Consider the following 22,795-nt stretch of genomic DNA (forward strand, 5'->3'; position numbering starts at 1 on the left):
ACGCCCGCACTGCAACACCCCTTGTGCGGCATGGCTATTGCTTCTAGGATGGCGCCACTTACAAGGAGCGGTTGATGGGAAATTCAAAAGGCGGTTTCAGCTGGACAGAAAAAAGCAGCGCGGTATTGCAGCAGGGCGGCGTGATCGGGCCCGACGAGCGCCTGCCCTGGCCGCAAACGGCGGTGATGGGCGTGCAGCACGTGATTGCGATGTTCGGCGCCACCGTGCTCGCGCCCATCCTGATGGGCTTTGACCCCAACATCGCGATCCTGATGAGCGGCGTCGGCACGCTGATTTTTTTCCTGATCACCGGCGGCAAGGTGCCCAGCTACCTAGGGTCCAGCTTTGCCTTCATCGGCGTGGTGATCGCCGCCACCGCCTACGCCGGCAAGGGGCCCAACCCCAACATCGGCGTGGCGCTGGGCGGCATCATTGCCTGCGGCGTGTTGTACACCGTCATTGGCGCCATCGTGCAGGCCGTCGGCACCGGCTGGATCGAACGTTTCATGCCGCCGGTGGTCACCGGCGCCGTGGTGGCGGTGATCGGCCTGAACCTGGCCGGCATCCCGATCAAGAACATGGCCGCGAGCAACTTCGACTCCTGGATGCAGGTCGTGACCTTCGTCAGCGTGGCGCTGGTCGCCGTGATGACACGCGGCATGGTGCAGCGCCTCTTGATCCTGGTCGGCCTGGTCGTCGCGACGCTGGTGTATGCGGTGCTGACCAACGGGCTGGGCCTGGGCAAGCCGGTGGACCTCTCGCCGATTGCCAATGCCGCCTGGTTCGGCCTGCCCGGCTTTGCCGCGCCGGTGTTCAGCGCCAATGCCATGCTGCTGATTGCGCCGGTGGCCATCATCCTGGTGGCGGAAAACCTCGGCCACATCAAGGCCGTGACAGCCATGACCGGGAAAAACCTCGACCAGTACATGGGCCGGGCCTTCATCGGCGACGGCGTGGCCACCATGGTGTCGGGCGCCTCGGGCGGCACCGGTGTCACCACCTATGCTGAAAACATCGGCGTGATGGCCGCCACCAAGATTTATTCGACGGCGGTGTTTGTGGTCGCCGGCCTGATCGCGGTGGTGCTGGGCTTCAGCCCCAAGTTCGGCGCATTGATCCAGGCGATTCCGCTGCCGGTCATGGGCGGCGTCAGCATCGTGGTATTCGGCCTGATTGCGGTGGCCGGCGCGAAGATCTGGGTCGACAACAAGGTCGATTTTTCCGACAACAAGAACCTGCTGGTCGCCGCCATCACGCTGGTGCTGGGCACCGGCGACTTCACGCTGAAGTTCGGCCAGTTTGCGCTGGGCGGCATCGGCACCGCCACCTTTGGCGCCATCCTGTTGTACGCCCTGCTCAATCGCAGGAAGTAAAAAAGGCAGCAAGTGCCCCGCCTGACCGGGGCCTGGCGGGGCCTATTTCGCCTGCGCTTTGGCGAGCGCCGCCTTGGTGGTGGCAAGCTCGCGTTCCACATCGGCACGTTCGCCGATTTCCTGCTCCAGCAGCTCGTTGACATGCGCAAGGTCGGCGGCAGACTCCTGGATCTTGCCTTCGAGTTCGCCGGTCTTTTGCAGCGCCTGGGCCACATCGCCGGTTTGAATGTGGTCAGGGATTTCCTGCTTGAGCACCGCATTGATCACAAACAGCTCGGCGCCGGACTGCTTCACGGTTTCCTCGACGGTTTCGTTCCGGTCAAGCGCACGTTCCAGTGGCGTGTCTGCAGAGGGGGCGGACTGCGGGGACGGTTGGGATGACTTGGACATGGTGAACACCTCGGGGGAAACGGGAATGATCTGACGGCACCAGGCGCCTGGGGGGGGACGCAGGGCCGCCCGACGCCTGAAACCCCTATGGTAACCAAGTGCCCTTCCCGGGGCCACCCATGCCCCCACAGCCAGCAGGTCTCAGGCTCGGGCGCCGGCAGAAAAGGGCGGGCGCGGCGGGCCGGGGCCGCTCAAGGGGCCGTTCCCGGCGCTGCGGGTGTGGCCTTGCCGGGCTGGCGATCCGGCCCGGAATCGAAAATCCTGCCCAGGGTGGCGCCCACACGCGCACCAATCGCCGTCCCGATGCCGGGCAGCACCGCCGTGCCCAGTAGCGCCCCGGCCACAGCGCCCCTCGGCACCGACACGGCCACCTTGTCCACCGGCCCGCTGAGCACCAGCGGCACCCCGACGATGCCGTCCACCAGATCCACCGCGAATTCGGCCTCGATCCGCCGGTTGGCCAACCGGGCCTGGCCGGACGCACTCAGGGCGCCCGAGCTTGTCTTGATCCCCGTGAATTGCGTGACCATGCCGCGCGGCGTGTTCTGGGTGTCAAGCTGGCCGGACACCGCGTCGAGTGCTGTCTGCCCCGCATGCTCCTTGCCAAGGCTGCGAATGGCCTTGTCCAGGTCGAAGCGCAGCAGGGTCGAGGCGCCCATGGTGAACACGGTTTTTGTGTGCAGCGACTGCGCCAGTTCGAGCAAGGTGTCTCCCTGGGCCGACAGCACGGTGTGGCCCGAGGCCTTGCCGGCGATGACCTGCTTGCGGTTGAAGGCGGCCACCGCGCTCGCCACCTCAACCCCGCTGGGCCGCAACTGGCCGTCCAGCGCCAGGCGGCCGTCGGCACGGGCCTGAAACTGCACCTCGCCATGGGCCGTGCCGCCACCCACCTGGATGCGGGTGGCCCAGCGGTCTTCCTGCCCTTGCCGGGTCAAGGTCAGGTCGGTGGCCGGCGTGAAACCGGGGCGCCGCAACACGGCCTGGCGGGGCCGCCAGCCCGGGTCAAAGTCGATCTCCCCGTCATACACCACCGGCACGCCATGGCGCGACAGCCAGGTCAGGTCGCGAAACACGAAACGCGCCAGCGGCGTGGCCCCAGCTTCCGCGGGGGCGCCGCGTGAGGTCGCGTCGAGCGCCCGCAAGGACAGTTGCGGCACCACCGCGCCGTCGAGTTCCACACGGTCCAGGATCACGCGCCGCTGCAGCAGGGCCAGCAGATCCGGATAGGCCGTGAGCTTTTTGACCGTGATGGCCTGCGGCTGGTCGGTCGCCACGTCCTCCAGCACGATGGCCGGTACCGGCAGCAGGCGCCAGTGCAGCGCGCCCAGCCGCACCGGTACCCCGAGCCGGCCCTGCAGTTCGCCGGCGGCGTGGGCGGCCAGATCCTCGTCACCGGGGATGAGCCACACCAGCGCCAGCCACAAGGCGCCCAGCAGCGCCGCCAGGCCACCTGCGGCCACCATCCATGTTTGTCTGCGTGCCATGCTGCCTTCCGCCGTTGTTGCACTGTCTGCCATCTGCCTTGACTGAGCTTAGGAGGCTGGCTGCGCGGCACTTGTAGGCCGCAATCTCTTTATAGTCTGGGTACAAGCCCTTTTGAAGCCCTGTGGAACCGCGATGCCAATCTGGAAACAACCAATTTCTGTCGAACTGCTCACCCTCAACAACGCCAACAGCGCGGTGACGCACCTGGGCATCGAATTCCTGGAGGTCGGCGACGATTTCATCCGGGCCCGCGTGCCGGTCGATGAACGCACGCGCCAACCCTATGGCCTGCTGCACGGCGGGGTGTCGGTGGTGCTGGCCGAAACGCTGGGCTCCTGCGGTGCCGCCTTTGCGGCACCCGAGGGCCACCGCACGGTGGGCCTGGACATCAACGCCAACCACCTCAAAGGCGTCACCAGCGGCTGGGTCATCGGGACCACCCGGCCGGTGCACATCGGCCGCAGCACCCAGGTCTGGGCCATCGAGCTGACCAACGAGGCCGGCGAGCTGACCTGCGTCTCGCGGATCACGATGGCGATGCTGGTCCCGCGTTAACCACAAAATAGGCCATCAGCCCTTATAGGACGGGCACAAACAGCTATCAATACAATAGCAATTGTGCGATTCAATCCGCGGCCGACCGGGCCATACGTTCGCTTTTCCAGTACACGTCGTCGCCGCCGTTCATGCGGTTGAGCACGCGCGACAGCACGAACAGCAGGTCGCTCAGGCGGTTCAGGTACTGGCGTGGCGACTCGTTCAGCGTCTCGGCCTGGTCCAGGGCCACCACCGCGCGTTCGGCGCGCCTGGCCACGGTGCGGCAGACATGCGCCAGCGAGGCGGCGCGCGAACCGGCCGGCAGGATGAACTCCTGCAGACGCGGCAGGGTCGCGTTGTATTTTTCGAGCGCCGCATCAAGCAGCGCCACCGCCTCGGGCTTGAGCAGTTCAAAGCCGGGAATCGACAGCTCGCCGCCCAGGTTGAAGAGTTGGTGTTGCACCTCGACCAGCAGTTCGCGCACGTCGTCCGGCATCTCCTCGCACAGCAGCACGCCGATCTGCGAGTTGAGCTCATCGACATCGCCCATGGCATGCACGCGCAGGCTGTCCTTGGACACGCGGGTGTTGTCACCGAGCCCGGTGCTGCCGTTGTCGCCCGTGCGGGTGGCGATCTGTGTGAGTCGGTTGGCCATGGGTAAATGTCCGGCAGGTTACGCCGGGAAAGAATATGTTGTGGAACGACCGATGATGTCAATGAGGCAACAGCGTGCAAGAGTGCTGGCCGGCGCGGGCTCACTGCGTTGCAATGACAGCTTCTTCAACTTCAAGGACCTGTCTCGATGACGTCTGCTTTTCATTTTATTCCCAACTTCGAAATTCGCAGCGTTGCGCTGCTCACCGCGCTGACGGTCGGCGCCGCGCTGGGTGCGCATGCCCAGGGCGCCGATAGCGGCGGCTTGAAAGCACCCAGTGGCTCGGGTACACCCTCCACCCAGAGCGCGCCCTCGCCGTCCGGCCCCACCAACCAGGAGGTGGGCGCGGCCTTCATCCGCGCGGATGCCAACAAGGACGGCAAACTCAGCCGGCAGGAGGCCGTGCGTTTTCCCGCCGTGGAGCAGCGTTTTGACCAGATAGACACGAACAAGGACAAATTTGTGTCGCGCGAAGAGTTTGAAATCGCGCTGAAGTCCTGACGCCAGGAGCCTGTCGGGCTTGGGGCGTCGAAAGCGAAAATCGGCCCCAGCGAGGACAGTTTTTGCCGGATTTGCAGGCCCATAGCCCAGCTATGGGACAAAAAGACGGTGAAAAATGGACCGTTGCGGTCGATTTGCAGCCGACGATTCCCAAGTCCGGCAGGCTCCTAGAGTCCGTGGGGTGGCGCCGGGTGGCCCCCCACGGGCTCTGGACTCGTCGTAAACTGGGGCTTCCGACCGGAGACACCATGAACGCCCCCACCCACCCCGACCACCTGTTGCCCCAACTCAATCTGCGCGCTGTGCCGCAGGCCCTGATCGAGGCCCTGAAAACAAGGTTTGCCGAGCGCTGTTCCACCGCCCTCGTGGTGCGCGAGCAGCATGGCCGCGACGAGTCCTCGTTTGCGGCGCCGCCGCCGGCGGCCGTGGTGTTTGCCGAAAGCACGGCCGACGTGGCCGATGCGGTCAGGCTCGCCGCGCAGTACCAGGTGCCGGTCATTCCCTTTGGTGTCGGCACCTCGCTTGAAGGCCATCTGCTGGCCGTGCAGGGCGGCATCAGCATTGACGTGAGCCGCATGAACAAGGTGTTGTCCATCAACGCCGAAGACCTGACCGTGACGGTGCAGGCCGGTGTCACGCGCAAACAACTCAACGAAGAGGTCAAGAGTACCGGCCTGTTTTTCCCGATCGACCCCGGCGCCGATGCCACGATAGGCGGCATGAGCGCGACGCGCGCCAGCGGCACCAACGCCGTGCGTTACGGCACCATGCGCGAAAACGTGTTGGCGCTGGAGGTGGTCACCGCCAGCGGCGAGATCATCCGCACCGGCACCCGCGCCAAGAAATCATCAGCCGGTTACGACCTCACGCGTCTGATGGTGGGCAGCGAAGGCACACTGGGCGTGATCACCGAAATCACCGTCAAGCTCTACCCGCTGCCCGAGGCCATCTCGGCGGCGATCTGCTCGTTCCCGAGCATCGAGGCTGCGGTGCGCACCACCATCCAGATCATCCAGCTCGGCGTTCCGATTGCCCGCGTGGAGCTGATCGACAGCAACACCGTGCGCATGGTCAACGCCTACGCCAAGCTGGGGCTGCGCGAGGAGCCCATGCTGCTGATGGAGTTTCACGGCTCGCCCAACAGCGTCAAGGAACAGGCCGAGACCGTGCAGGAGATCGCGGCCGACATGGGCGGCAACGCCTTTGAATGGGCCAGCACCCCCGAGGAACGCACGCGCCTGTGGACCGCGCGGCACAACGCCTACTTTGCGGCGATCCAGTCGCGGCCGGGTTGCCGCGCGATCTCGACCGACACCTGCGTGCCGATCTCGCGCCTGGCCGACTGCCTGCTCGACTCGGTCAGCGAAGCCGATGCCAGCGGCATCCCCTACTTCCTGGTCGGCCACGTGGGCGACGGCAACTTCCACTTCGGCTACCTGATCGATCCGGACAAGCCGGAGGAACGCGTGGCCGCCGAAGCGCTGAACCACACGCTGGTGGCACGCGCGCTGCGCCTGGAAGGCACCTGCACCGGCGAGCACGGCGTCGGCCTGCACAAGATGGACTTTCTGGTGACCGAAGCCGGCAATGGCGCGGTGGACATGATGCGCACCATCAAGCGCGCACTGGACCCGCACAACATCATGAACCCGGGCAAGATCTTCACGCTGTGAAGGCCGCGGCGGCCTGACGCCGGCCCTGGCCCCTTTCATGGTGGGCAAAGCAGAAGGGATGCGGAAGTACCAGGGGGCCTCCCCTGATGTGAGGTTGCGCGCCGCGCGTTTTGTCGTTAGGGTGATCGTCCTCCCGCACACACCGAGGACGCCATGAACGAACACCCCCTCCCGCCCAAAGACCGGTTTTGCGACCTGGTGATGAAAGGCGGCGTCACCAGCGGTATTGTTTACCCCAAGGCCATCAGCCGGCTGGCGGCACACTACCACTTCAAGAACATCGGCGGCTCCTCGGCCGGCGCCATTGCGGCGGCCGTGACCGCCGCCGCGGAGTACCGCCGGCGGCACACCGGCAGCATGGCCGGGTTTGAGCGCCTCGCCCGCCTGCCGGACGAACTCGGACAGCGGCCGGACAAGCAGGGGCCCAGCCGTCTGCTGCGCCTGTTCCAGCCGCAGCAGACGACGCAGCGGCTGTTCTCGGTGCTGGTGCTGGCGCTGAACCGCGGCGGCACCTGGCGCCGGGTGTTCCACATCGTCCGCGGGCTGCTGCAGGCCTACTGGGCGGCCAGCCTGGCCGCGCTGGTGCTGGCCGTGGCGGCCGGCTGGAACAGCGGCCTGCTGGCCGGCGTCCTGGCTTTCATGCTGGCGTGTACCGGCCTGGTGCTCTGGGGGGTTTACCGCGATGTCACGCGCAAGGTCACGGCCAACGGCTTTGGGCTGTGCACGGGCATGAACGAGCCCGGTTATGCCGACCCTGCCCTCACGCCCTGGCTCCACGACACCATCCAGCAGGCCGCGGGCCGCGCGCCGGGCGATCCGCCCCTGACCTTCGGCGACCTCTGGAGGGCCCCCGGCTTTCCGCCGGAGGGCAGCACGCTGCAGCCGACCGTGCCGCCCAAGTCCATCCATCTGCAGATTTTTACCACCAACCTGTCGCATGGCCGGCCCTACGTGCTGCCCTTCGAGGAAGGTGACCCACAGCGCAACCAGGGCCAGCATGCCGCCACGCGGCAGCGGCTGTTCTATCGCCGGGAGGAGCTGGCGCGTTACCTGCCCGCTGATGTGCTCGCCTGGCTCACTGAGCACAGCCGGGCCTACGAGCTAAGCCCGGGCCGTGCGTCATGGGACCCGGCCACGACCGACGGCCAAGGGCTGCTGGAACTGCCGGCACCGGAGGACTTCCCGATCGTGCTGGCAGCCCGCATGAGCCTGAGTTTTCCGCTGCTGTTTGCGGCGGTTCCCCTGTGGGCCATCGACTATGACGCGAAGGAAGGCGTGGGCAGGCGAAGCTTCAAGCGCTGCTGGTTCTCCGATGGCGGCCTGTCGTCCAACTTTCCGATTCACATGTTTGACGGCCTGGTGCCGGCCTGGCCCACGTTTGGCATCACCCTGGAGCCCAAGCTGCCCGGGCGGGCCAACATGACCTTTCTGCCCACCCACTACTACTACGGCTACGGTGAACGCTGGCAGCGTTTTGACGAGCAGGGCAACCCCGGCAGCCGCATGGGCGGTTTCCTGTCCGCGCTGGTCAACACCATGCAGGAGTGGAACGACAACACCCTGTCGCGCATGCCGGGCGTGCGCGACCGCGTTGTGCGCCTGCGGCTGCATTCGCAGGAAGGCGGGCTGAACCTGAACATGCCGGCGGACACCATCACGAGTGTGTCCAGCCGGGGCCTGGAGGCGGCCGACGACCTGATCCGGCGCTACCTGCCGGCTGCCAACGCCGCGCGCATCACGGGCTGGGACGAGCAGCGCTGGGTGCGCCTGAACGTGTTCCTGCGCATGCTGGAAAAGCGCCTGCCCGGGGTGCGCGCCGCGCTGGAACACAGCCCGGCGTCCACCGATTGGGATGCGCTGATTGACCTGGCCGGCCTGGACAAGGTCGCGGGCTTTGACCGTCCGATCACGGCCGACGAAGCGCAGGCGCTGCGCGCCATGTGTACCTTGCTGAAACAGTTTGCCGATGACTTCATGCCGCTGGCCCGACGGCTGGCCTTTGTTGCCATTCCCGAACCGGAACTGCGGGTCCGGCCGGCGCTATAAAATTTATAGCTGTTCACGCCCGGTCAACGGGGGGGCTGGGCCTATTTGTTGCCGCGCAGACGCTCGATCAGCCCGTTGAGTTCGTCCATGGAGGCAAACTGGATGGCGACTTCGCCGGTGTCCTCGCGCCGGCCATTGCGTTTGACCTGCTTTTTGACGCGGACCTCGACGTCGGCCATCAGCAGGTCGGCCAGCTCTTCTTCCACGCGGCGGGTGTCGCGCGACTTTTCCTTGGTGTTTTTTTGCGGCTTGAGCGAGAACTCGGCACTGAGTTTCTTGACCAGGCTTTCGGCCTCGCGCACCGACATTTTTTTGGCCGAAATCTGGTTGCCGGCGGTGATCTGCGTGGCCCGGTCCAGCGCCAGCAGCGCCCGCGCATGGCCCATGTCGATGTCGCCGGCCATCAGCATGGTCTGCACCGGCTCGGCCAGGTTGAGCAGGCGCAGCAGGTTGGAGGCGGCGCTGCGCGAACGGCCCACGGCCTGCGCGGCCAGTTCGTGAGTGAGCCCAAACTCCTTCACTAGCCGTTGCAAACCCTGGGCTTCTTCCAGCGGGTTGAGGTCTTCGCGCTGGATGTTTTCAATCAGCGCCATGGCCGCGGCCGACTCGTCGGGCACGTCGCGCACCAGCACCGGCACGCTGTCCAGGCCGGCGATTTTCGCGGCACGGAAGCGGCGCTCGCCGGCAATGATCTCGTACTTGCCGTCGTTGGCGCCGCTGGTCAGGCGCCGCACCAGAATCGGCTGCATGATGCCCTGCACCTTGATGGACTCGGCCAGTTCGTAGAGCGCGCCCTCGTCCATGCGGGTGCGCGGCTGGTACTGGCCGGCGACCAGGTCGGTGAGCCGGAGCGAGGCCGGCTGGCCGGGACTGGTGGCGCTGCTGTTGCCCTGGTCGGCGTCGCCAGCTTCGCTGACTTTGGGGCCCAGCAGGGCTTCGAGTCCGCGGCCCAGGCCTTTGGGTTTTTTGGTGACCATGGTTCTTGTCTTTCTCTGGTTCAGATTAGAAGGGGCTGATGCGTCTGTGATGCATCACAGACGCATCAGCCGCAGGAGTTGTTCGTGGGCTTCGGGCCAGTCGGCCAGGCCGCTGTCGGCATTGAGGTGGCCGCGGGGGCCGGCGTCAACCATCGTTGCACCCCAGGCGGCGGCGAACTGCGCCGCCCGCGCTGGCACGCAAAACGGGTCGTTGTTGCTGGCAAACACCACGGCCGGAAACGGCAGCGGCTGCAGCGGCACCGGCGCCCAGCTGCTGAGCATGGGACGGATGTCCTCACGCTCCACATCGGGCGGTGCGACCAGCAGCGCGCCCTTGACGCGCTGCGTGTTTTTCGAATGGGCGGCCCAGGCCGCCGTGTGCACGCAGCCCAGGCTGTGCGCCACCAGCACGGCCGGCTCGTCGCAGGACAGCAGCACCTCTTCGAGCCGCGCAATCCAGTCGCCGCGCAGCGGGTGCATCCAGTCGTGCTGCTCGACACGCTGGTAACCGTGCGCCCGCTCCCAGCGGCTTTGCCAGTGGTCGGGGCCGCTGTTTTGCCAGCCGGGAAGGATCAGGACGTTCGAGGACTTCATGCCGGAAAAAGCAGATGGACTATGATTTTGATAGCTGCCGGCGCAGGTGGTACCTGGGCTGGAGGCCGATTTGGCTTGAAACCCGGGCCATCACATGGCCTTGATGCGCTGCACCATCTCTTCGGCGAAGGTGACGAAGGCCTGGGCGCCTTTGGACGACGGGTCAAACACCACGCCGGGCAGGCCGTAGCTCGGCGCTTCAGCGAGCCGCACATTGCGCGGGATCACGGTGTTGAACACCTTGTCGCCGAAATGCTCCTTCAGCTGGTCGCTGACCTGCTGCTGCAGGGTGATGCGCGGGTCGAACATGACACGCAGCAGGCCGATGATGGCCAGGTCCTTGTTGAGGTTGGCGTGCACCTGCTTGATGGTGTTGACCAGATCCGTCAGGCCTTCGAGCGCAAAGTACTCACACTGCATGGGCACGATCACGCCATGGGCACAGCACAGGCCGTTGAGCGTCAGCATGGACAGCGAGGGCGGGCAATCGATCAGCACGAAGTCATAGTGCTCGCCGACATCCGCCAGCGCCAGCTTGAGCCGCTTTTCGCGGCGTTCGACATCGACCAACTCGACCTCGGCGCCGGCCAGCTCGCGGTTGGCACCGAGCACGTCGTAGCCGCATTTCTCGCTGCGCACCCGCGCCTCCAGCACCGACGCGGATTCGAGCAGCACGTCGTACACCGTGAGTTCGAGTTTGCGCTTGTCCACGCCCGACCCCATGGTGGCGTTGCCCTGTGGGTCCAGGTCGATCATCAGCACGCGCTGGCCGACCTTGGCCAGCCCCGCCGCCAGATTGACCGTGGTGGTGGTTTTGCCCACTCCGCCCTTTTGGTTGGCAACGCAGAATATTTTGGCCATGTTGTTCTTTGGGTTCTGGAGATCGGAAGGTTTACTTGGAGATGGCCAGCTTGATGCCGAAGCCGATTAAAAACACGCCGGCCGCCTTGTTCAGCACCGCGGAGATTTTCGGGTTGGCGCGAATGCGCGCGGCCAGAAAGTAGGTGATCAGCACCGAGGTCAAGCCGTACAGAAAGGTCAGCCCCGCAATGGTGGCGGCCATCACCGCAAAGGTTTTCAGGCCCTGGTGCTGTGCCGGGTCAACAAACAGGGGAAAGAACGCCATGTAAAAAACGATGGCCTTGGGATTGAGCAGGGTGATCAGGAGGGCCTGGCGGAAATAATGGCGCGGCTTGATCTGCAGGATGGGCGCATCGCCCGGTTTGGCCATCAGCATCTTGAACCCGAGCCAGGCCAGGTAAACCGCACCGGCCCACTGCACCGCATGAAAGGCGGTCGGGTAGGCGGCCATCACGGCCGACACGCCAGCCACCGCAGCCCAGAGCAGCACCTGATCACCGGCGATCACGCCCAGGGTCGCACCTAGGCCGCCAGCAATACCGCCCTTGCTGGTCGAGGTGATCAGCGCCAGGTTGCCGGGACCGGGAATCAGCAGAAAAACAATGATGGCGACAACAAAAGCGCCGTAGTCAGCGACGCCGACAAATGAACCCAACATGGAGACCTCCGGAAAACAGGGGTTTTGAGTTTACGTCAGCGCACAGGCTGAAAATCTCCCGACGCCTGTCATACGCGCCCGATGTGCAGATTTTTTGCCCGGGCTGTGGCTTAAACCGCTGCTTTGGGGCGCAGCCAGAGCATGCAGCGCTCGGCCGCCAGCCCGGGCACGGCCAGTTGTTCCACGTGAAACACCTCCACCGTGGCCGGCAGGGCGGCGATTTCGTCCGCCGGGTGTTTGCCCTTCATGGCCATCCAGACACCGTGCGGCGCCAGCGCCCCGGCCGACCATTGGGTGAAATCGGCCAGCGACGCAAAGGCGCGCGCGCAGATCACGTCAAAAGGTTGGGCTATCGTCTCGACCCGCGCATGCAGGCCGGTCAGGTTGGGCAGCTTCAGGGCCAGCGCCGCCTGCTTGATGAACGCGGCTTTCTTGGCCACCGTGTCCACGCAGCTCACGGCCACGGCCGGGCAACAGACGGCGATGACCACGCCCGGCAAACCGGCACCCGAGCCGACGTCCAGCAGGCTGGCTCCCTGCGCCAATCCGGCCTGCTGCAAATGACGCCGCAGCGGCGCGATGGCCGCCAGGCTGTCGAGCAGGTGATGCGTCATCATTTCCGCCGGATCGCGCACGGCCGTCAGGTTGTAGACCTTGGTCCATTTGGCAATCAGGTCCAGGTAGTCCAGCAACTGCCCCACCTGGTGATCGTTCAGGTCCAACTGAAGCGCCCTCAGGCCGGCGCGCAAATCCTGTTCACCGCTGCGCATCAGGCTTCGGCTTGCTCGGCAGGTTTCAGGGGAACCGTGTTTTTCCAGAGGTTCTTCTTCAGGTGCACGAGCAACAGCGACACGGTTGCCGGTGTGATGCCGGAGATGCGCGACGCCAGGCCCAGGGTTTCGGGCCGGTGTTTGGCCAGGGTTTGCCGCGCCTCGAAGCTCAGCGCCGAAACCTGCAGGTAATCCAGGTCGGCCGGCAGCTTGAGGTTTTCGTAGTGCGAGGCACGCTCCACTTCCGTCTTCTGCAGGTCAATGTAGCCGGCGTATTTGACGGCAATCTCGATCTGCTCGATCACGCTGGTCGCCATGTCGGCCGCCTCTGTTTCACGTGAAACACCCTCGGCGGGCGGCGCCAGTTCGGGGTTCGCATATTTGCCGCCGTCCAGCGACATCAGCGCGGCGTAGTTCACGTCGGGGCGGCGCAGCAAATCGAGCAGGGTGTACTCGCGTTCGATGGCCTTGCCCAGCACGCGCTCAGCCTCGGCCAGCGGCAGACTGCGCGGGTTGACCCAGACGGAGCGCAAGCGTTCTGTTTCACGTGAAACAGCGTCGCGCTTGCGGTTGAAGGCATCCCAGCGGGCATCGTCCACCAGCCCGAGCTCCCTGCCCTTTTCGGTCAGGCGCATGTCGGCATTGTCTTCGCGCAGCATCAGGCGGAACTCGGCCCGGCTGGTGAACATGCGGTAAGGCTCGGTCACGCCCTTGGTGATCAGGTCGTCCACCAGCACGCCGAGGTAAGCCTCGTCGCGCCGTGGCAGCCAGGCCTCTTTGCCCTGGCATTGCAGCGCGGCATTGATGCCGGCGAACATGCCCTGGGCCGCCGCCTCCTCGTAACCCGTGGTCCCATTGATCTGCCCGGCGAAAAACAGGCCGGCGATGGAACGGGTTTCAAAGCTGGTTTTCAGCGCGCGCGGGTCGAAGTAGTCGTATTCAATCGCGTAGCCGGGCCGCAGGATATGGGCATTCTCCATGCCCGCCATGGAGCGCACCAGGTCGTACTGGATGTCAAACGGCAGGCTGGTCGAGATGCCGTTGGGGTAGATCTCGTGTGTGCTCAAGCCTTCGGGTTCGAGGAAGATCTGGTGGCTTTCCTTGCCGGCAAACCGGTTGATCTTGTCCTCGACACTCGGGCAATAACGCGGGCCCACGCCGTCGATCTTGCCGGTGAACATCGGGCTGCGGTCAAACCCGGAACGGATGATCTCGTGGGTACGCTCGTTGGTGTGGGTGATCCAGCACGGCATCTGCTTCGGGTGCTGGATCCGCCCGCCCATGAAGCTGAACACCGGCACCGGCCCGGGCGTGCCACCCGGCATGCCGTCGCCCGGCTGCACCGTGCATTTGCTGAAGTCGATGCTGCGCCCGTCGATGCGCGGCGGCGTGCCGGTTTTCAGCCGGCCCTGCGGCAGCTTGAGCTCTTTCAGGCGCGCGCTGAGCGACACCGCCGGCGGATCACCCGCCCTGCCCGCCGCATAGTTGTTGAGCCCGACATGGATCTTGCCGTCCAGAAAGGTGCCGGCCGTCAGCACCACGGTGCGCGCGCGAAACCGGATGCCGACCTGCGTGACCGCCCCGACGACCCGGTCGCCCTCGACCATCAGGTCGTCGACCGCCTGCTGGAACAGCCAGAGGTTGGGCTGGTTTTCCAGCCGGCGGCGAATCGCCGCCTTGTACAGAATGCGGTCGGCCTGCGCCCGGGTGGCACGCACCGCCGGACCCTTGGAGCTGTTGAGGATGCGGAACTGGATGCCGCCCTCGTCGGTGGCCAGCGCCATCGCACCGCCCATGGCATCGACCTCCTTGACCAGGTGGCCCTTGCCGATGCCGCCAATCGAGGGGTTGCAGCTCATCTGGCCCAGGGTCTCGATGTTGTGCGAGAGCAGCAGCGTCTTGCAGCCCATGCGGGCAGCAGCCAGCGCGGCCTCGGTACCGGCATGGCCGCCACCGACCACAATCACGTCAAATTCTTGCGGATATACATAAGGCGAGTGCATCACGCCTCCTTCAATAAAGCAGTCGTCAGGCGAGATGCCTGCGCGCCCTGGAAAAGACCGGCCGGGCCGGAGAAGTCAGCAAACAGCTTGCCGCTCTCACAGGACGAAAAGCATGATTTTATCAGGGTGCCTCTTTTTTGTGCTGCCGGCGCCCAACCAGGCCAGCGCCGCTCTGTCTGCCGGCCAGGCCGACGGTTTGCTATGTTTTTAATAGCTACAGGCGCTTGATCCATAAGGGCTCATGGCCAAAATCGCTGATGACACCTACCGGCAGCAGCATCCCGGCCAGCCAGACGGCGAAGGCACCGGCAGGCAAGCACAATAGGGGCATGAAACTTCTGATCTTCGCCGGCAGCACCCGGCTCGCCTCTTTCAACCGCAAGCTGGCCCAGGTGGCCGCCGGTCTCGCGCGCACCAGTGGCGCCGAAGTCACCCATATCGAGCTGGTGGATTTCGACATCCCGATGTACAACGCCGACCTCGAAGCCCAAGGCACGCCGGCCGACGTCATGAAGCTCAAGCAGCTCATGTTCGAGCACCCGGGCTGGATCATCTGCTCGCCCGAATACAACGGCAGCTACACCGCCCTGCTGAAGAACACCATCGACTGGGTCTCCAGCCCGGTCAAGACCGACCCGGCCTGGCAGGACGGCTTCAAGTCCTTCAGCGGCAAGGTCGTGGGCATGCTCAGCGCCTCGCCCGGCGCGCTGGGCGGCCTGCGCTCGCAAAGCCACCTGGTGCCGCTGCTGCTCAACGCACAATGCTGGGTCGCACCCAAGGCCTTTGCGCTGGGCCACGCCGGCGATGCGTTTGACGCGCAGGGCCAGCTGGTCAGCGAGGCGCATCGCAAGAACGTGCAGGCGGTGATCGACCAGGTGCTGTTTGCGAGCAGCCGACTTCATGCCTGAATCGACCGCTGGCCCTTGTTCCATGGGCGCCAACAACTCTCTATTTGATAGCAAGAGATCTCAATGAACTGCCGTCCCGGCTGCGGCGCCTGCTGCATCGCGCCGTCCATCAGCTCGCCGATTCCCGGCATGCCGCAGGGCAAACCGGCCGGGGTACGTTGTGTGCAGCTGGATGAGGCCAATGCCTGCCGCATCTTTGGCCGGCCTGAGCGGCCGGCGGTGTGTGGGCAGTTGATGCCTTCGGTGGAAATGTGTGGTGATGGTGCGCCGGCTGCGCTGGCCTGGCTCACTTTGCTGGAACAGGCTACGACGCCCGGTCTGTCATCCGGGACTTGATCCGGGGTCCATGTTTGCTGACTACTCCCGCTTTGTTCAAGGTTCGGTAGCTTGCCTGCAAGCCGGGTCTCGCCCCGGCGGGCGACTTACTTTTCTTTGCTTCGCCAAAGAAACCTAAGGAAAAGAAAGGCGACCCGATGGTCTGGGTCCCTCCGCTTCGCTACGGGCAACCTGCGGTGCTCGCCGAAAGTGGGGTCGAGCTCGAACTCGCTTCGCTCAGACAATCGCTCGCCCTGATCCACTTTCGGCTGCGCTCCTCGGCCCAGCCCGACGGGTGGGGAAACGGGTTCGGGTACGAATGCGGGGAGTTACGCCTACTGTCAACAATAAACCCGAGGCGTAGCGTGATGCAAAGAATCCCCGCCCCCCACTGGCTGATCGCCAGATCAGAACGGATAGTGCCGCGGCGTCGTCTGAATCGTGATCCACCGCAGCTCGGTGAATTCCGCCACACCCGCTTTGCCGCCAAAGCGCCCGATGCCACTGCCCTTGACGCCGCCAAACGGCATCTGCGCCTCGTCGTGCACCGTCGGCCCGTTGACGTGGCAGATGCCGGAGTCGATGCGCCTGGCCACGTTGAAGGCCCGTGCGATGTCGCCACCAAACACCGCAGCCGACAGGCCGTAGGCGTTGTCATTGGCACAGGCCACGGCCTCCTCCACCCCGCTGACACGCACCACACACTTGACCGGGCCGAAGGTTTCCTCGTGGTAGATGCGCATGGCGGGTGTCACGTGGTCCAGCACGGTCGCCGGCATCAGTGTGTTCTCGGCCTTGCCGCCACAGGCCAGCTTGGCGCCCTTGGCCAGCGCGTCGTCGATCAGCGCGTTGCAATGCTCGACCGTGCCCATGCCGATCACCGAGCCCAGCACCACCGGCTCGGGCTTGCGCGGGTCGCCGAGCGGCAGGGCGCTGGCCTTGGCCGCGAACTTCTTGACAAACGCGTCGGCGATCTTCTGATCCACGATGATGCGTTCGGTCGACATGCAGATCTGCCCGCTGTTGGCGAAACTGCCGAAAGCGGCGGCGTTGACCGCGTCGTCGATGTTGGCGTCGTCGAGGATCACCAGCGGCGCCTTGCCGCCCAGCTCCAGCACCACCGGTTTGAGGTATTTCGCGCAGGTCATCGCGATGATCTTGCCGACCTTGGTCGAACCGGTGAAATTGACGCGCCGCACCGCCGGGTGCGCCACCATGGCTTCGACCACCATGCCTGCATCGGCCGGCGCGTTGGTGATGTAGTTGACCACGCCGGGCGGAAAGCCGGCATCGGCAAACGCCTCCACGATCAGCTGGTGGGTGCGCGGGCAGTTCTCCGAACCCTTGAAGATCACGGTGTTGCCGCAGGCCAGCGGCGTGGCGATCGCACGCACACCCAGAATGACCGGCGCGTTCCATGGCGCGATGCCGAGCACCACACCGGCCGGCTGGCGCACACCCATGGCCAGGCTGCCGGGCACGTCGGACGGAATCACCTCGCCGCTGATCTGCGTGGTCAGCGAGGCCGCCTCGCGGATCATGCCGGCGGCCAGCATCACGTTGAAGCCGGCCCACATGCCGGAGGCGCCAGTCTCGGCGGCGACCGCTTCGATGAATTGCGGCGTCTTGGCCTCCAGCGCATCGGCCGCCTTGAGCAGCAGCGCCCGGCGCGCGCTCGGGCCGGTTTCGCTCCAGGTCTTGAACGCTTCGGCGGCGGCTTCGACGGCCATCACCGCGTCGGCCGGCGAGGCCGCCGGTGCACGCGTGGCGACGCTGCCATCGAGCGGGTTGCGGCGTTCAAACGTCGCGCCTTTTTCAGCGGTGACCTTCAGGCCGTTGATCAGCATGGACATGTCAGACATGGAAATACTCCTTGAGAACTACAGGGTCCGTTCGCCCTGAGCTTGCCCTTCGACAAGCTCAGGACGATCGGATGGAAGGGCTTCGACAGGCTCAGCCCGAACGGTGGTTTTTGCGGCATGTGTGGCCGTGGTGGAAACGGCGGCGCCCGCACCCAGATAGGCCTCGCGAATGACGGTCGAGCGCGCCAGCAGCGCCGCCGGCCCGCTGGCCACCAGCGTGCCGCGCTCCAGCACATAACCGCGGTCGGCCACGGCCAGCGCCTTCTTCACGTTCTGCTCGACCATCAGCACGGTGGTGCCGCTGTCGGCGATGCGGCGCGTGATCGCCAGCAGCTCGTCCACCATGCGTGGCGCCAGGCCCAGCGAGGGTTCGTCCAGCATCAGCAGGCGCGGCGCACTCATCATGGCGCGCGCCACCGCCACCATCTGCTGCTCGCCGCCGCTCATGGTGCCGGCCAGTTGCTGCGCGCGTTCGCGCAGCTTGGGGAAATCATTGAAGGCCTGCTCGAGACGCCGCGTGCGTTCGGCCTTGGCGACCAGCCAGCCGCCGAGCTCGAGGTTTTCGGTGACCGTCATCTGCGGAAACAGCTGCCGGCCCTCGGCCACCAGGGCCATGCCGCGCTGCACGATCTCGCTGGTCTTGACGGGCAGCGCCTGGTCATTGAGCAGCACCTCGCCGCCACGCGGAATCAGGCCGGACAGGGCCTTGAGCAAGGTCGTCTTGCCGGCACCGTTGGGGCCGAGGATGACGGTCAGGCCGGGTTTGATTTCCAGCGTCAGATCGCGCAGCACCAGGAAAGCGCCGTAACCTGCGCTCAGGCCTTGGACCTTGAGGTGCGCATGGCTTGACGCGCCGAGCACAAAAGACGGGGCGTACCACATCATGCCGGCACTCCCGTTGCTTCCACCATCTCATCACCCAGATAGGCTTCAATCACTTCGGCATTGCGCACCACCTCGGCCGGTGTGCCGTCCGCAATCTTGCGGCCCTGGTGCAGCACGATGACGCGCTCCACGTGGCGCAGCAGCGTGGTCACCGCATGTTCGATCCACACCACGGTCAGGTCCAGCTCGTCACGCATGCGGCGTATCAGCTGCGCCATGTTTTCAATCTCGGCTTCGGTCAGGCCGGCCGCCACCTCGTCGAGCAGCAGCAGGCGCGGCCGCGTGGCCAGCGCCATGCCGACTTCGAGCAGGCGCTGTTGCGACGGCGTGATGGCGCCCGCCGGCAAGGCCGCCTGGGCGTGCAGGCCGATCAGTTCGAGAATGCTGGCCTCGTCGCGCAGATGCCAGGAGCCCTTGCGCGTTCGCCCGGCAAACTTCAGCCCGAAGTCGATGTTGGCGGCCACGCTCATGTCGGGAAACACGCGCGGCGTCTGGAAAGTGCGCGCCACACCGGCCGCGGCATAACGGTGCGGCCCCTGGCCGGCCAGGTCACGCCCGGCCGCCAGCAGCTGTCCGCCGGTCGGGGCGATCACGCCGGAGATCGCATTGAAAAACGTGGTCTTGCCGGCGCCGTTCGGGCCGATGATGCCAACGAGTTCGCCGGCATGGAAGTCGGCGCTGACGGCGTCGACCGCCGTCAGGCCGCCAAAACGCACCGTGATGTCACGCGCCTGCAGCAGCAACTCAGCCATTCTTGCGCTCCTTGCTGTTCAGGCTGCGCAGCCAGCCCCTGCTGCCCTGCCACCAGCCGCTGAAGGTGGCCCAGCGCAGCGAGGCCAGCCCGCCCGGGAGGTAGAGCACGCTCAAAATCAGCAGCAGGCCCAACGACATCATGTAGACCTGCGGCGCCTGCAGGCGCAGGGTCTCGGCCAGCACGCTGAACACAATCGCGGCGATCAGCGGACCCCACAGCGTGACCGCGCCACCGATCAGCGCGATCAGCACGGTCTGGAAACCGATGAAGGGGTTGAACACCGTGTGCGGGTCGATATAGGTCCAGCGCACGGCCATGGCCGCGCCCACGGCGCCGGCAAACGCGGCCGTCATTGCAAAGCCGGCCACCTTGATCAGCCGCGTGTTCACGCCCAGGGTCTGCGCGCGCTGCTCGTCGGCGCCTATGCCCATCAAGGCCAGGCCGAAGCGGCTGCGCCGCACGATGATGGACACCAGCACCGCCAGCACGGCCAGCGCCAGCACCGTCAGGTAAATCGTGTCGCGGTCCGGCACCACGGTCAGCACCCGGCCCACCGTGCCGGTGACTTTCTTTTCAAAGTAGGTCACCGCATGGCGAATCAGCTCGGTCATGCCGAAGGTCAGCACCGCAAAGTAAGTGCCGCGCAAATGCAGCACGGCCGCCCCCATGACGACAGCCACCACGGTTGCAATGCCGGCGCCCAGCGCAATCGACTCGAGCCAGGCCATTTTTTCCAGCGCAATCGCACTGGTGTAGGCGCCGATGCCGAAGAAGGCCGAGGTCGCCAGCGACAGGTAACGCGTGCTGCCGCAGAACAGGCCCCAGCTCGAGGACAGCGCCACATACATCAGGCAGGTCAGCGCCATCGAGACGACAAACTCGCTGCCGTAATGCGGCAGCGCCAGCGCCCAGCCGGCAAAGGCCAGCAGCAGCAGCAGGTCGCGCACAAGAATCTGTTTGTCTTTCATTTCTTGTCATCACCCGGGTCGTATGCGCCGGTTGGACCCCCTCTCCCTCCGGGAGAGGGCGGGGGTGAGGGCTGCGGCCTGCACAGGGATCCACGGGAGCTTGTGGCTTGCCGCTCACCCTCACCCCAACCCTCTCCCAGCGGGAGAGGGAGCAAGAACAGCGTGTTGCCGGCAATGATCTGAGTAGTGGACATTTGTTTTTCTATTTGGCAAACAGGCCGCGCGGCCGCAACAACAACACCGCAATAAACACGCTGTACGACAGCAGCGCTTTCAGCGAAGGATTCGTGAAATGCATGCCCAGCGCTTCCACCACGCCCAGCAGCAAACCACCGGCCAGCGCGCCGCTCATGCTGCCGAAACCTCCCAAGGTGATGACGATGAGCGCGGTGACGGTGTAGGGCTCGCCCATGGACGGCGTGATCGTGTAGGCCATGGACAGCAGGCAGCCGGCCACGCCCGACAGCCCCAGGCCGATGCCGAACATCAGCGGGTGCAGGCGCTGGGTGTCGATGCCGACCAGCTGCGCGCCGGTCGGCGACTGCATCAGCGCACGCACACCCTTGCCGAGCAGCGTGAAACGCAAAAGCGCGATCAGCGCACCACTGAACAGCAGCGCCAGGCCGAACACCAGCAGCTTGTTGCCGGCAAACTGCGCCTCGCCGATCTTCACTGGCTCGGCCAGGTAGTCATAGCCGCGCAGGTCGCCGCCCCACATGAAGGAGGCAAAGTTCTGCACCAGGAACATCAGGCCGAAGGCCACCATCAGGCCGCGCGCCTCGAAGATGTCAAGGTTGGGCGAAGTCACGGTCAGGCGCCGGAAACACAGCTTGTGAATCACCAGGCCGAGTGCCATCAGCGCCAGAAAGGACACCGGCACCATCAGCAGCGGCGAGATGCCGAGCGTGGTGTGTGCCATCCAGGTCAGGTAGGCGCCCAGCATCAGGAACTCGCCGTGCGCGATGTTCAGGATGCGCATCAGCCCGTACTGCAGGTTCAGCCCGAGCGCGACCAGCGCGTAGATGCCGCCGGTGATGAGCCCGGAGGCAATCAGTTCAAGCCAGGAAAAAAGTGACATGGTGAAAAGGGCAGCCCCGTTCGCACCGAAGCTGTCGAAGTGCGCCGTGCGGCTTCGACAGGCTCAGCCTGAACGGGGTGGTGTTGACAGGTCGGAGAACTTATTTCCAGGCGGGCTTGACGAGGCTGAGCTTGGCAGTGGCCACCTTCTGGGGCCACACCACCTCGAACTCGCCGTTTTGCCACTGGCCCACGGTGCCCGGCGTGGCGGTGTTTTCACTGCCGGTGAACTTGACGTCGCCGATGATGGTCTTGTGCGTGGTGCCGGCGATGTAGTCGCGGATCGCCTTGCGGTCCAGACCGGACTTGGCCACGGCCGCCTGCAGGATCTCCAGGCCGGCCCAGCAGTGGCCGCTGGCCCAGCGGTCCGGCTCCTTGCCGCCGAACTTCTTGGTGTGTGCATCGAAGTAGGCCTTGGCACCCGGGCTGGTCTTGCTGTTCCACGAGCCCATGCCGAGCACGCCTTCGGCGCCGGCCGGTGTCATCACGTTGCGGTAAAGCTGGAAAGCCGTGCCGACCGAGGCATAGTAAAAGCGCGGGTTGAAGCCGATTTCCTTGGACTGCTTGCTGGCCAGGATGGTGTCGGGCGGGTAGCTCAGGCCGATGAAGGCCTCCGGGTTCTTGTCCTTGATGGAGCGCAGCACCGGCGACAAGTCCTTGATGTCGCCGGGATAGCTTTTTTCTTCCACCACCTGGATGCTGGTGCTGCGCAGCGCGACCTTGAGCGCCGAGAAATTCTCCAGGCCGAACAGGTCGTCCACGTAAATGACGGCCACCGTCTTCACGCCATTGGCCACCAGCATGTCCACCAGCGCGCCGACCATGCGGTCGGGCTGCTGCAGCAGCAAAAAGAAGTTCGGCAGCTTCAGCTCGACCAGCTTGCGCGACAGCGCTGTCGGCGCCAGCACCGGGTAACCCATGCGGTTGGCCAGCGGCGCAATCGCGAAGTTGGCATTGCTGCCCCAGGGCGGCAGGATCAAATCGACCTTGTCGCTGCCCATCAGTTTTTCATACGAACGCACGCAGGTCTCGATGTCGCTGCGGTCGTCGGAGCTGATCAGCTCGATCGGGCGTTTGGTGCCCTTGACGTCCAGCCCGCCGGCCGCGTTGACCTGCTCGGCCCAGAGCAGGTAGTTGGGCTCCTGGCTGACCTGCGCGCCGCCGGTCCACGGGCCGGTGCGGGCAATGGCGTAGCCGATGCGCACCGGGCCCGCCTGGGCAAAAAGGGAAGGGGCCAAGGCGGCGGCCCCGACGGCGGCTGCGGCGCCCTTGAGCAATTGACGCTTCGATGACTGGACCATGGTGTCTCCTGTGTAGTCGCCCTGAAGGGCTGTTGGAATCCGCATGATAGGCAGACACCGGGCCGGGCGCTTTGCTTTGCGCGCACAAAGCAGTTGACGGTCAGCGCACGGCGATCCGGGTTAACCCTTGACCGGTAACTGCAACAGGACATGGCACAACACCCATAATCTTTGCCATGGGCCGAGCCCACAAAAACCGGAG

Annotated in this window: 22 protein-coding genes; 7 read left to right on the forward strand and 15 right to left on the reverse strand. The window is 65.3% G+C overall.

The features are described 5' to 3' along the window. Positions 1-74 precede the first annotated feature (74 nt). Positions 75-1,373: a solute carrier family 23 protein gene (locus B7G52_RS14750; protein WP_096698315.1), complete on the forward strand. Its 1,299-nt coding sequence runs from the start codon at positions 75-77 to the stop codon at positions 1,371-1,373. A gap of 42 nt (positions 1,374-1,415) precedes the next feature. Here the strand turns inward: B7G52_RS14750 and B7G52_RS14755 are convergent, their stop codons facing one another. After that, the gene (locus tag B7G52_RS14755; RefSeq protein ID WP_096698355.1) at positions 1,416-1,763 is read right to left on the reverse strand and encodes a hypothetical protein; all 348 of its coding nucleotides are present in this window, start codon (positions 1,761-1,763) and stop codon (positions 1,416-1,418) included. 191 nt (positions 1,764-1,954) lie between these two features. Next, positions 1,955-3,247 (reverse strand): glycine zipper domain-containing protein, encoded by a 1,293-nt coding sequence (locus B7G52_RS14760; protein WP_096698316.1) that lies wholly within the window; start codon positions 3,245-3,247, stop codon positions 1,955-1,957. A gap of 133 nt (positions 3,248-3,380) precedes the next feature. On the opposite strand from B7G52_RS14760, the gene B7G52_RS14765 reads away from it, so the two are divergent. Further along, complete coding sequence (locus B7G52_RS14765; RefSeq protein ID WP_096698317.1) at positions 3,381-3,803, forward strand: hotdog fold thioesterase; 423 nt, start codon at positions 3,381-3,383, stop codon at positions 3,801-3,803. A gap of 70 nt (positions 3,804-3,873) precedes the next feature. Here B7G52_RS14765 and B7G52_RS14770 read toward each other — a convergent pair whose 3' ends face one another. Beyond that, entirely contained in the window at positions 3,874-4,440 is a 567-nt protein-coding gene (locus tag B7G52_RS14770; RefSeq protein ID WP_096698318.1) for a cob(I)yrinic acid a,c-diamide adenosyltransferase, read from the reverse strand. Between the two features lie 147 nt (positions 4,441-4,587). On the opposite strand from B7G52_RS14770, the gene B7G52_RS14775 reads away from it, so the two are divergent. The 3 genes from B7G52_RS14775 to B7G52_RS14785 all read left to right on the forward strand — a co-directional run bounded on the left by B7G52_RS14775 (position 4,588) and on the right by B7G52_RS14785 (position 8,660). Beyond that, entirely contained in the window at positions 4,588-4,941 is a 354-nt protein-coding gene (locus tag B7G52_RS14775; RefSeq protein WP_096698319.1) for an acid-shock protein, read from the forward strand. 248 nt (positions 4,942-5,189) lie between these two features. Continuing rightward, the gene (locus tag B7G52_RS14780; protein WP_096698320.1) at positions 5,190-6,614 is read left to right on the forward strand and encodes an FAD-binding oxidoreductase; all 1,425 of its coding nucleotides are present in this window, start codon (positions 5,190-5,192) and stop codon (positions 6,612-6,614) included. Positions 6,615-6,767: 153 nt separating this feature from the next. Beyond that, positions 6,768-8,660: a patatin-like phospholipase family protein gene (locus tag B7G52_RS14785; protein WP_096698321.1), complete on the forward strand. Its 1,893-nt coding sequence runs from the start codon at positions 6,768-6,770 to the stop codon at positions 8,658-8,660. Between the two features lie 41 nt (positions 8,661-8,701). Here B7G52_RS14785 and B7G52_RS14790 read toward each other — a convergent pair whose 3' ends face one another. The 6 genes from B7G52_RS14790 to mnmG form a co-directional block, all read right to left on the reverse strand. After that, positions 8,702-9,637 (reverse strand): ParB/RepB/Spo0J family partition protein, encoded by a 936-nt coding sequence (locus tag B7G52_RS14790; RefSeq protein WP_096698322.1) that lies wholly within the window; start codon positions 9,635-9,637, stop codon positions 8,702-8,704. Positions 9,638-9,691: 54 nt separating this feature from the next. Further along, the gene (locus B7G52_RS14795) at positions 9,692-10,231 is read right to left on the reverse strand and encodes an alpha/beta hydrolase (RefSeq protein ID WP_096698323.1); all 540 of its coding nucleotides are present in this window, start codon (positions 10,229-10,231) and stop codon (positions 9,692-9,694) included. A gap of 90 nt (positions 10,232-10,321) precedes the next feature. Further along, positions 10,322-11,092, reverse strand: coding sequence for a ParA family protein (locus tag B7G52_RS14800; RefSeq protein WP_096698324.1), 771 nt, complete (start codon positions 11,090-11,092; stop codon positions 10,322-10,324). Between the two features lie 31 nt (positions 11,093-11,123). Beyond that, complete coding sequence (locus B7G52_RS14805) at positions 11,124-11,750, reverse strand: LysE family transporter (RefSeq protein ID WP_096698325.1); 627 nt, start codon at positions 11,748-11,750, stop codon at positions 11,124-11,126. Between the two features lie 110 nt (positions 11,751-11,860). Further along, positions 11,861-12,520 carry a 16S rRNA (guanine(527)-N(7))-methyltransferase RsmG gene (rsmG, locus tag B7G52_RS14810; protein WP_096698326.1) on the reverse strand — a complete coding sequence of 220 codons (660 nt, stop codon included), beginning with the start codon at positions 12,518-12,520 and terminating at the stop codon, positions 11,861-11,863. Beyond that, positions 12,520-14,523 (reverse strand): tRNA uridine-5-carboxymethylaminomethyl(34) synthesis enzyme MnmG, encoded by a 2,004-nt coding sequence (gene mnmG / locus B7G52_RS14815; RefSeq protein WP_096698327.1) that lies wholly within the window; start codon positions 14,521-14,523, stop codon positions 12,520-12,522. Before mnmG ends, rsmG begins: the two co-directional genes overlap by 1 nt. Before the next feature lie 329 nt (positions 14,524-14,852). On the opposite strand from mnmG, the gene B7G52_RS14820 reads away from it, so the two are divergent. Continuing rightward, positions 14,853-15,431: an NADPH-dependent FMN reductase gene (locus tag B7G52_RS14820; protein ID WP_096698328.1), complete on the forward strand. Its 579-nt coding sequence runs from the start codon at positions 14,853-14,855 to the stop codon at positions 15,429-15,431. 63 nt (positions 15,432-15,494) lie between these two features. Further along, positions 15,495-15,767 (forward strand): YkgJ family cysteine cluster protein, encoded by a 273-nt coding sequence (locus B7G52_RS14825; RefSeq protein ID WP_096698329.1) that lies wholly within the window; start codon positions 15,495-15,497, stop codon positions 15,765-15,767. A 386-nt stretch (positions 15,768-16,153) separates the two neighbouring features. Here B7G52_RS14825 and B7G52_RS14835 read toward each other — a convergent pair whose 3' ends face one another. From B7G52_RS14835 to B7G52_RS14860, 6 genes are all read right to left on the reverse strand, one after another. Beyond that, positions 16,154-17,608, reverse strand: a complete 1,455-nt coding sequence (locus B7G52_RS14835; RefSeq protein ID WP_096698330.1) for an aldehyde dehydrogenase — start codon at positions 17,606-17,608, stop codon at positions 16,154-16,156. 18 nt (positions 17,609-17,626) lie between these two features. Further along, complete coding sequence (locus B7G52_RS14840; RefSeq protein WP_096698331.1) at positions 17,627-18,493, reverse strand: ABC transporter ATP-binding protein; 867 nt, start codon at positions 18,491-18,493, stop codon at positions 17,627-17,629. Then, on the reverse strand, positions 18,490-19,245 hold the full coding sequence (locus B7G52_RS14845; protein ID WP_096698332.1) for an ABC transporter ATP-binding protein: 756 nt from the start codon (positions 19,243-19,245) through the stop codon (positions 18,490-18,492). Before B7G52_RS14845 ends, B7G52_RS14840 begins: the two co-directional genes overlap by 4 nt. After that, positions 19,238-20,215 (reverse strand): branched-chain amino acid ABC transporter permease, encoded by a 978-nt coding sequence (locus tag B7G52_RS14850; RefSeq protein ID WP_096698333.1) that lies wholly within the window; start codon positions 20,213-20,215, stop codon positions 19,238-19,240. The genes B7G52_RS14845 and B7G52_RS14850 overlap by 8 nt, the downstream gene beginning before the upstream one ends. A 202-nt stretch (positions 20,216-20,417) precedes the next feature. Then, complete coding sequence (locus tag B7G52_RS14855) at positions 20,418-21,293, reverse strand: branched-chain amino acid ABC transporter permease (RefSeq protein ID WP_096698334.1); 876 nt, start codon at positions 21,291-21,293, stop codon at positions 20,418-20,420. 100 nt (positions 21,294-21,393) lie between these two features. Further along, entirely contained in the window at positions 21,394-22,593 is a 1,200-nt protein-coding gene (locus B7G52_RS14860; protein ID WP_096698335.1) for an amino acid ABC transporter substrate-binding protein, read from the reverse strand. Between the last annotated feature and the right edge of the window lie 202 nt (positions 22,594-22,795).

This window comes from Polaromonas sp. AER18D-145 (genome assembly GCF_002379095.1).
In the GTDB taxonomy this organism is placed as follows: domain Bacteria; phylum Pseudomonadota; class Gammaproteobacteria; order Burkholderiales; family Burkholderiaceae_C; genus Polaromonas.

Excerpts from the sequence above, each read along its gene's own strand:
- B7G52_RS14860 (WP_096698335.1), bottom strand. The coding sequence starts at position 22,593 with ATGGTCCAGTCATCGAAGCGTCAATTGCTCAAGGGCGCCGCAGCCGCC.
- B7G52_RS14800 (WP_096698324.1), bottom strand. The coding sequence starts at position 11,092 with ATGGCCAAAATATTCTGCGTTGCCAACCAAAAGGGCGGAGTGGGCAAA.
- rsmG (WP_096698326.1), bottom strand. The coding sequence starts at position 12,520 with ATGCGCAGCGGTGAACAGGATTTGCGCGCCGGCCTGAGGGCGCTTCAG.
- B7G52_RS14795 (WP_096698323.1), bottom strand. The coding sequence starts at position 10,231 with ATGAAGTCCTCGAACGTCCTGATCCTTCCCGGCTGGCAAAACAGCGGC.
- B7G52_RS14855 (WP_096698334.1), bottom strand. The coding sequence starts at position 21,293 with ATGTCACTTTTTTCCTGGCTTGAACTGATTGCCTCCGGGCTCATCACC.
- B7G52_RS14755 (WP_096698355.1), bottom strand. The coding sequence starts at position 1,763 with ATGTCCAAGTCATCCCAACCGTCCCCGCAGTCCGCCCCCTCTGCAGAC.
- B7G52_RS14770 (WP_096698318.1), bottom strand. The coding sequence starts at position 4,440 with ATGGCCAACCGACTCACACAGATCGCCACCCGCACGGGCGACAACGGC.
- B7G52_RS14765 (WP_096698317.1), top strand. The coding sequence starts at position 3,381 with ATGCCAATCTGGAAACAACCAATTTCTGTCGAACTGCTCACCCTCAAC.
- B7G52_RS14775 (WP_096698319.1), top strand. The coding sequence starts at position 4,588 with ATGACGTCTGCTTTTCATTTTATTCCCAACTTCGAAATTCGCAGCGTT.
- mnmG (WP_096698327.1), bottom strand. The coding sequence starts at position 14,523 with ATGCACTCGCCTTATGTATATCCGCAAGAATTTGACGTGATTGTGGTC.
- B7G52_RS14845 (WP_096698332.1), bottom strand. The coding sequence starts at position 19,245 with ATGGCTGAGTTGCTGCTGCAGGCGCGTGACATCACGGTGCGTTTTGGC.
- B7G52_RS14850 (WP_096698333.1), bottom strand. The coding sequence starts at position 20,215 with ATGAAAGACAAACAGATTCTTGTGCGCGACCTGCTGCTGCTGCTGGCC.
- B7G52_RS14840 (WP_096698331.1), bottom strand. The coding sequence starts at position 18,493 with ATGATGTGGTACGCCCCGTCTTTTGTGCTCGGCGCGTCAAGCCATGCG.
- B7G52_RS14785 (WP_096698321.1), top strand. The coding sequence starts at position 6,768 with ATGAACGAACACCCCCTCCCGCCCAAAGACCGGTTTTGCGACCTGGTG.
- B7G52_RS14825 (WP_096698329.1), top strand. The coding sequence starts at position 15,495 with ATGAACTGCCGTCCCGGCTGCGGCGCCTGCTGCATCGCGCCGTCCATC.
- B7G52_RS14790 (WP_096698322.1), bottom strand. The coding sequence starts at position 9,637 with ATGGTCACCAAAAAACCCAAAGGCCTGGGCCGCGGACTCGAAGCCCTG.
- B7G52_RS14835 (WP_096698330.1), bottom strand. The coding sequence starts at position 17,608 with ATGTCTGACATGTCCATGCTGATCAACGGCCTGAAGGTCACCGCTGAA.
- B7G52_RS14780 (WP_096698320.1), top strand. The coding sequence starts at position 5,190 with ATGAACGCCCCCACCCACCCCGACCACCTGTTGCCCCAACTCAATCTG.
- B7G52_RS14750 (WP_096698315.1), top strand. The coding sequence starts at position 75 with ATGGGAAATTCAAAAGGCGGTTTCAGCTGGACAGAAAAAAGCAGCGCG.
- B7G52_RS14820 (WP_096698328.1), top strand. The coding sequence starts at position 14,853 with ATGAAACTTCTGATCTTCGCCGGCAGCACCCGGCTCGCCTCTTTCAAC.
- B7G52_RS14760 (WP_096698316.1), bottom strand. The coding sequence starts at position 3,247 with ATGGCACGCAGACAAACATGGATGGTGGCCGCAGGTGGCCTGGCGGCG.
- B7G52_RS14805 (WP_096698325.1), bottom strand. The coding sequence starts at position 11,750 with ATGTTGGGTTCATTTGTCGGCGTCGCTGACTACGGCGCTTTTGTTGTC.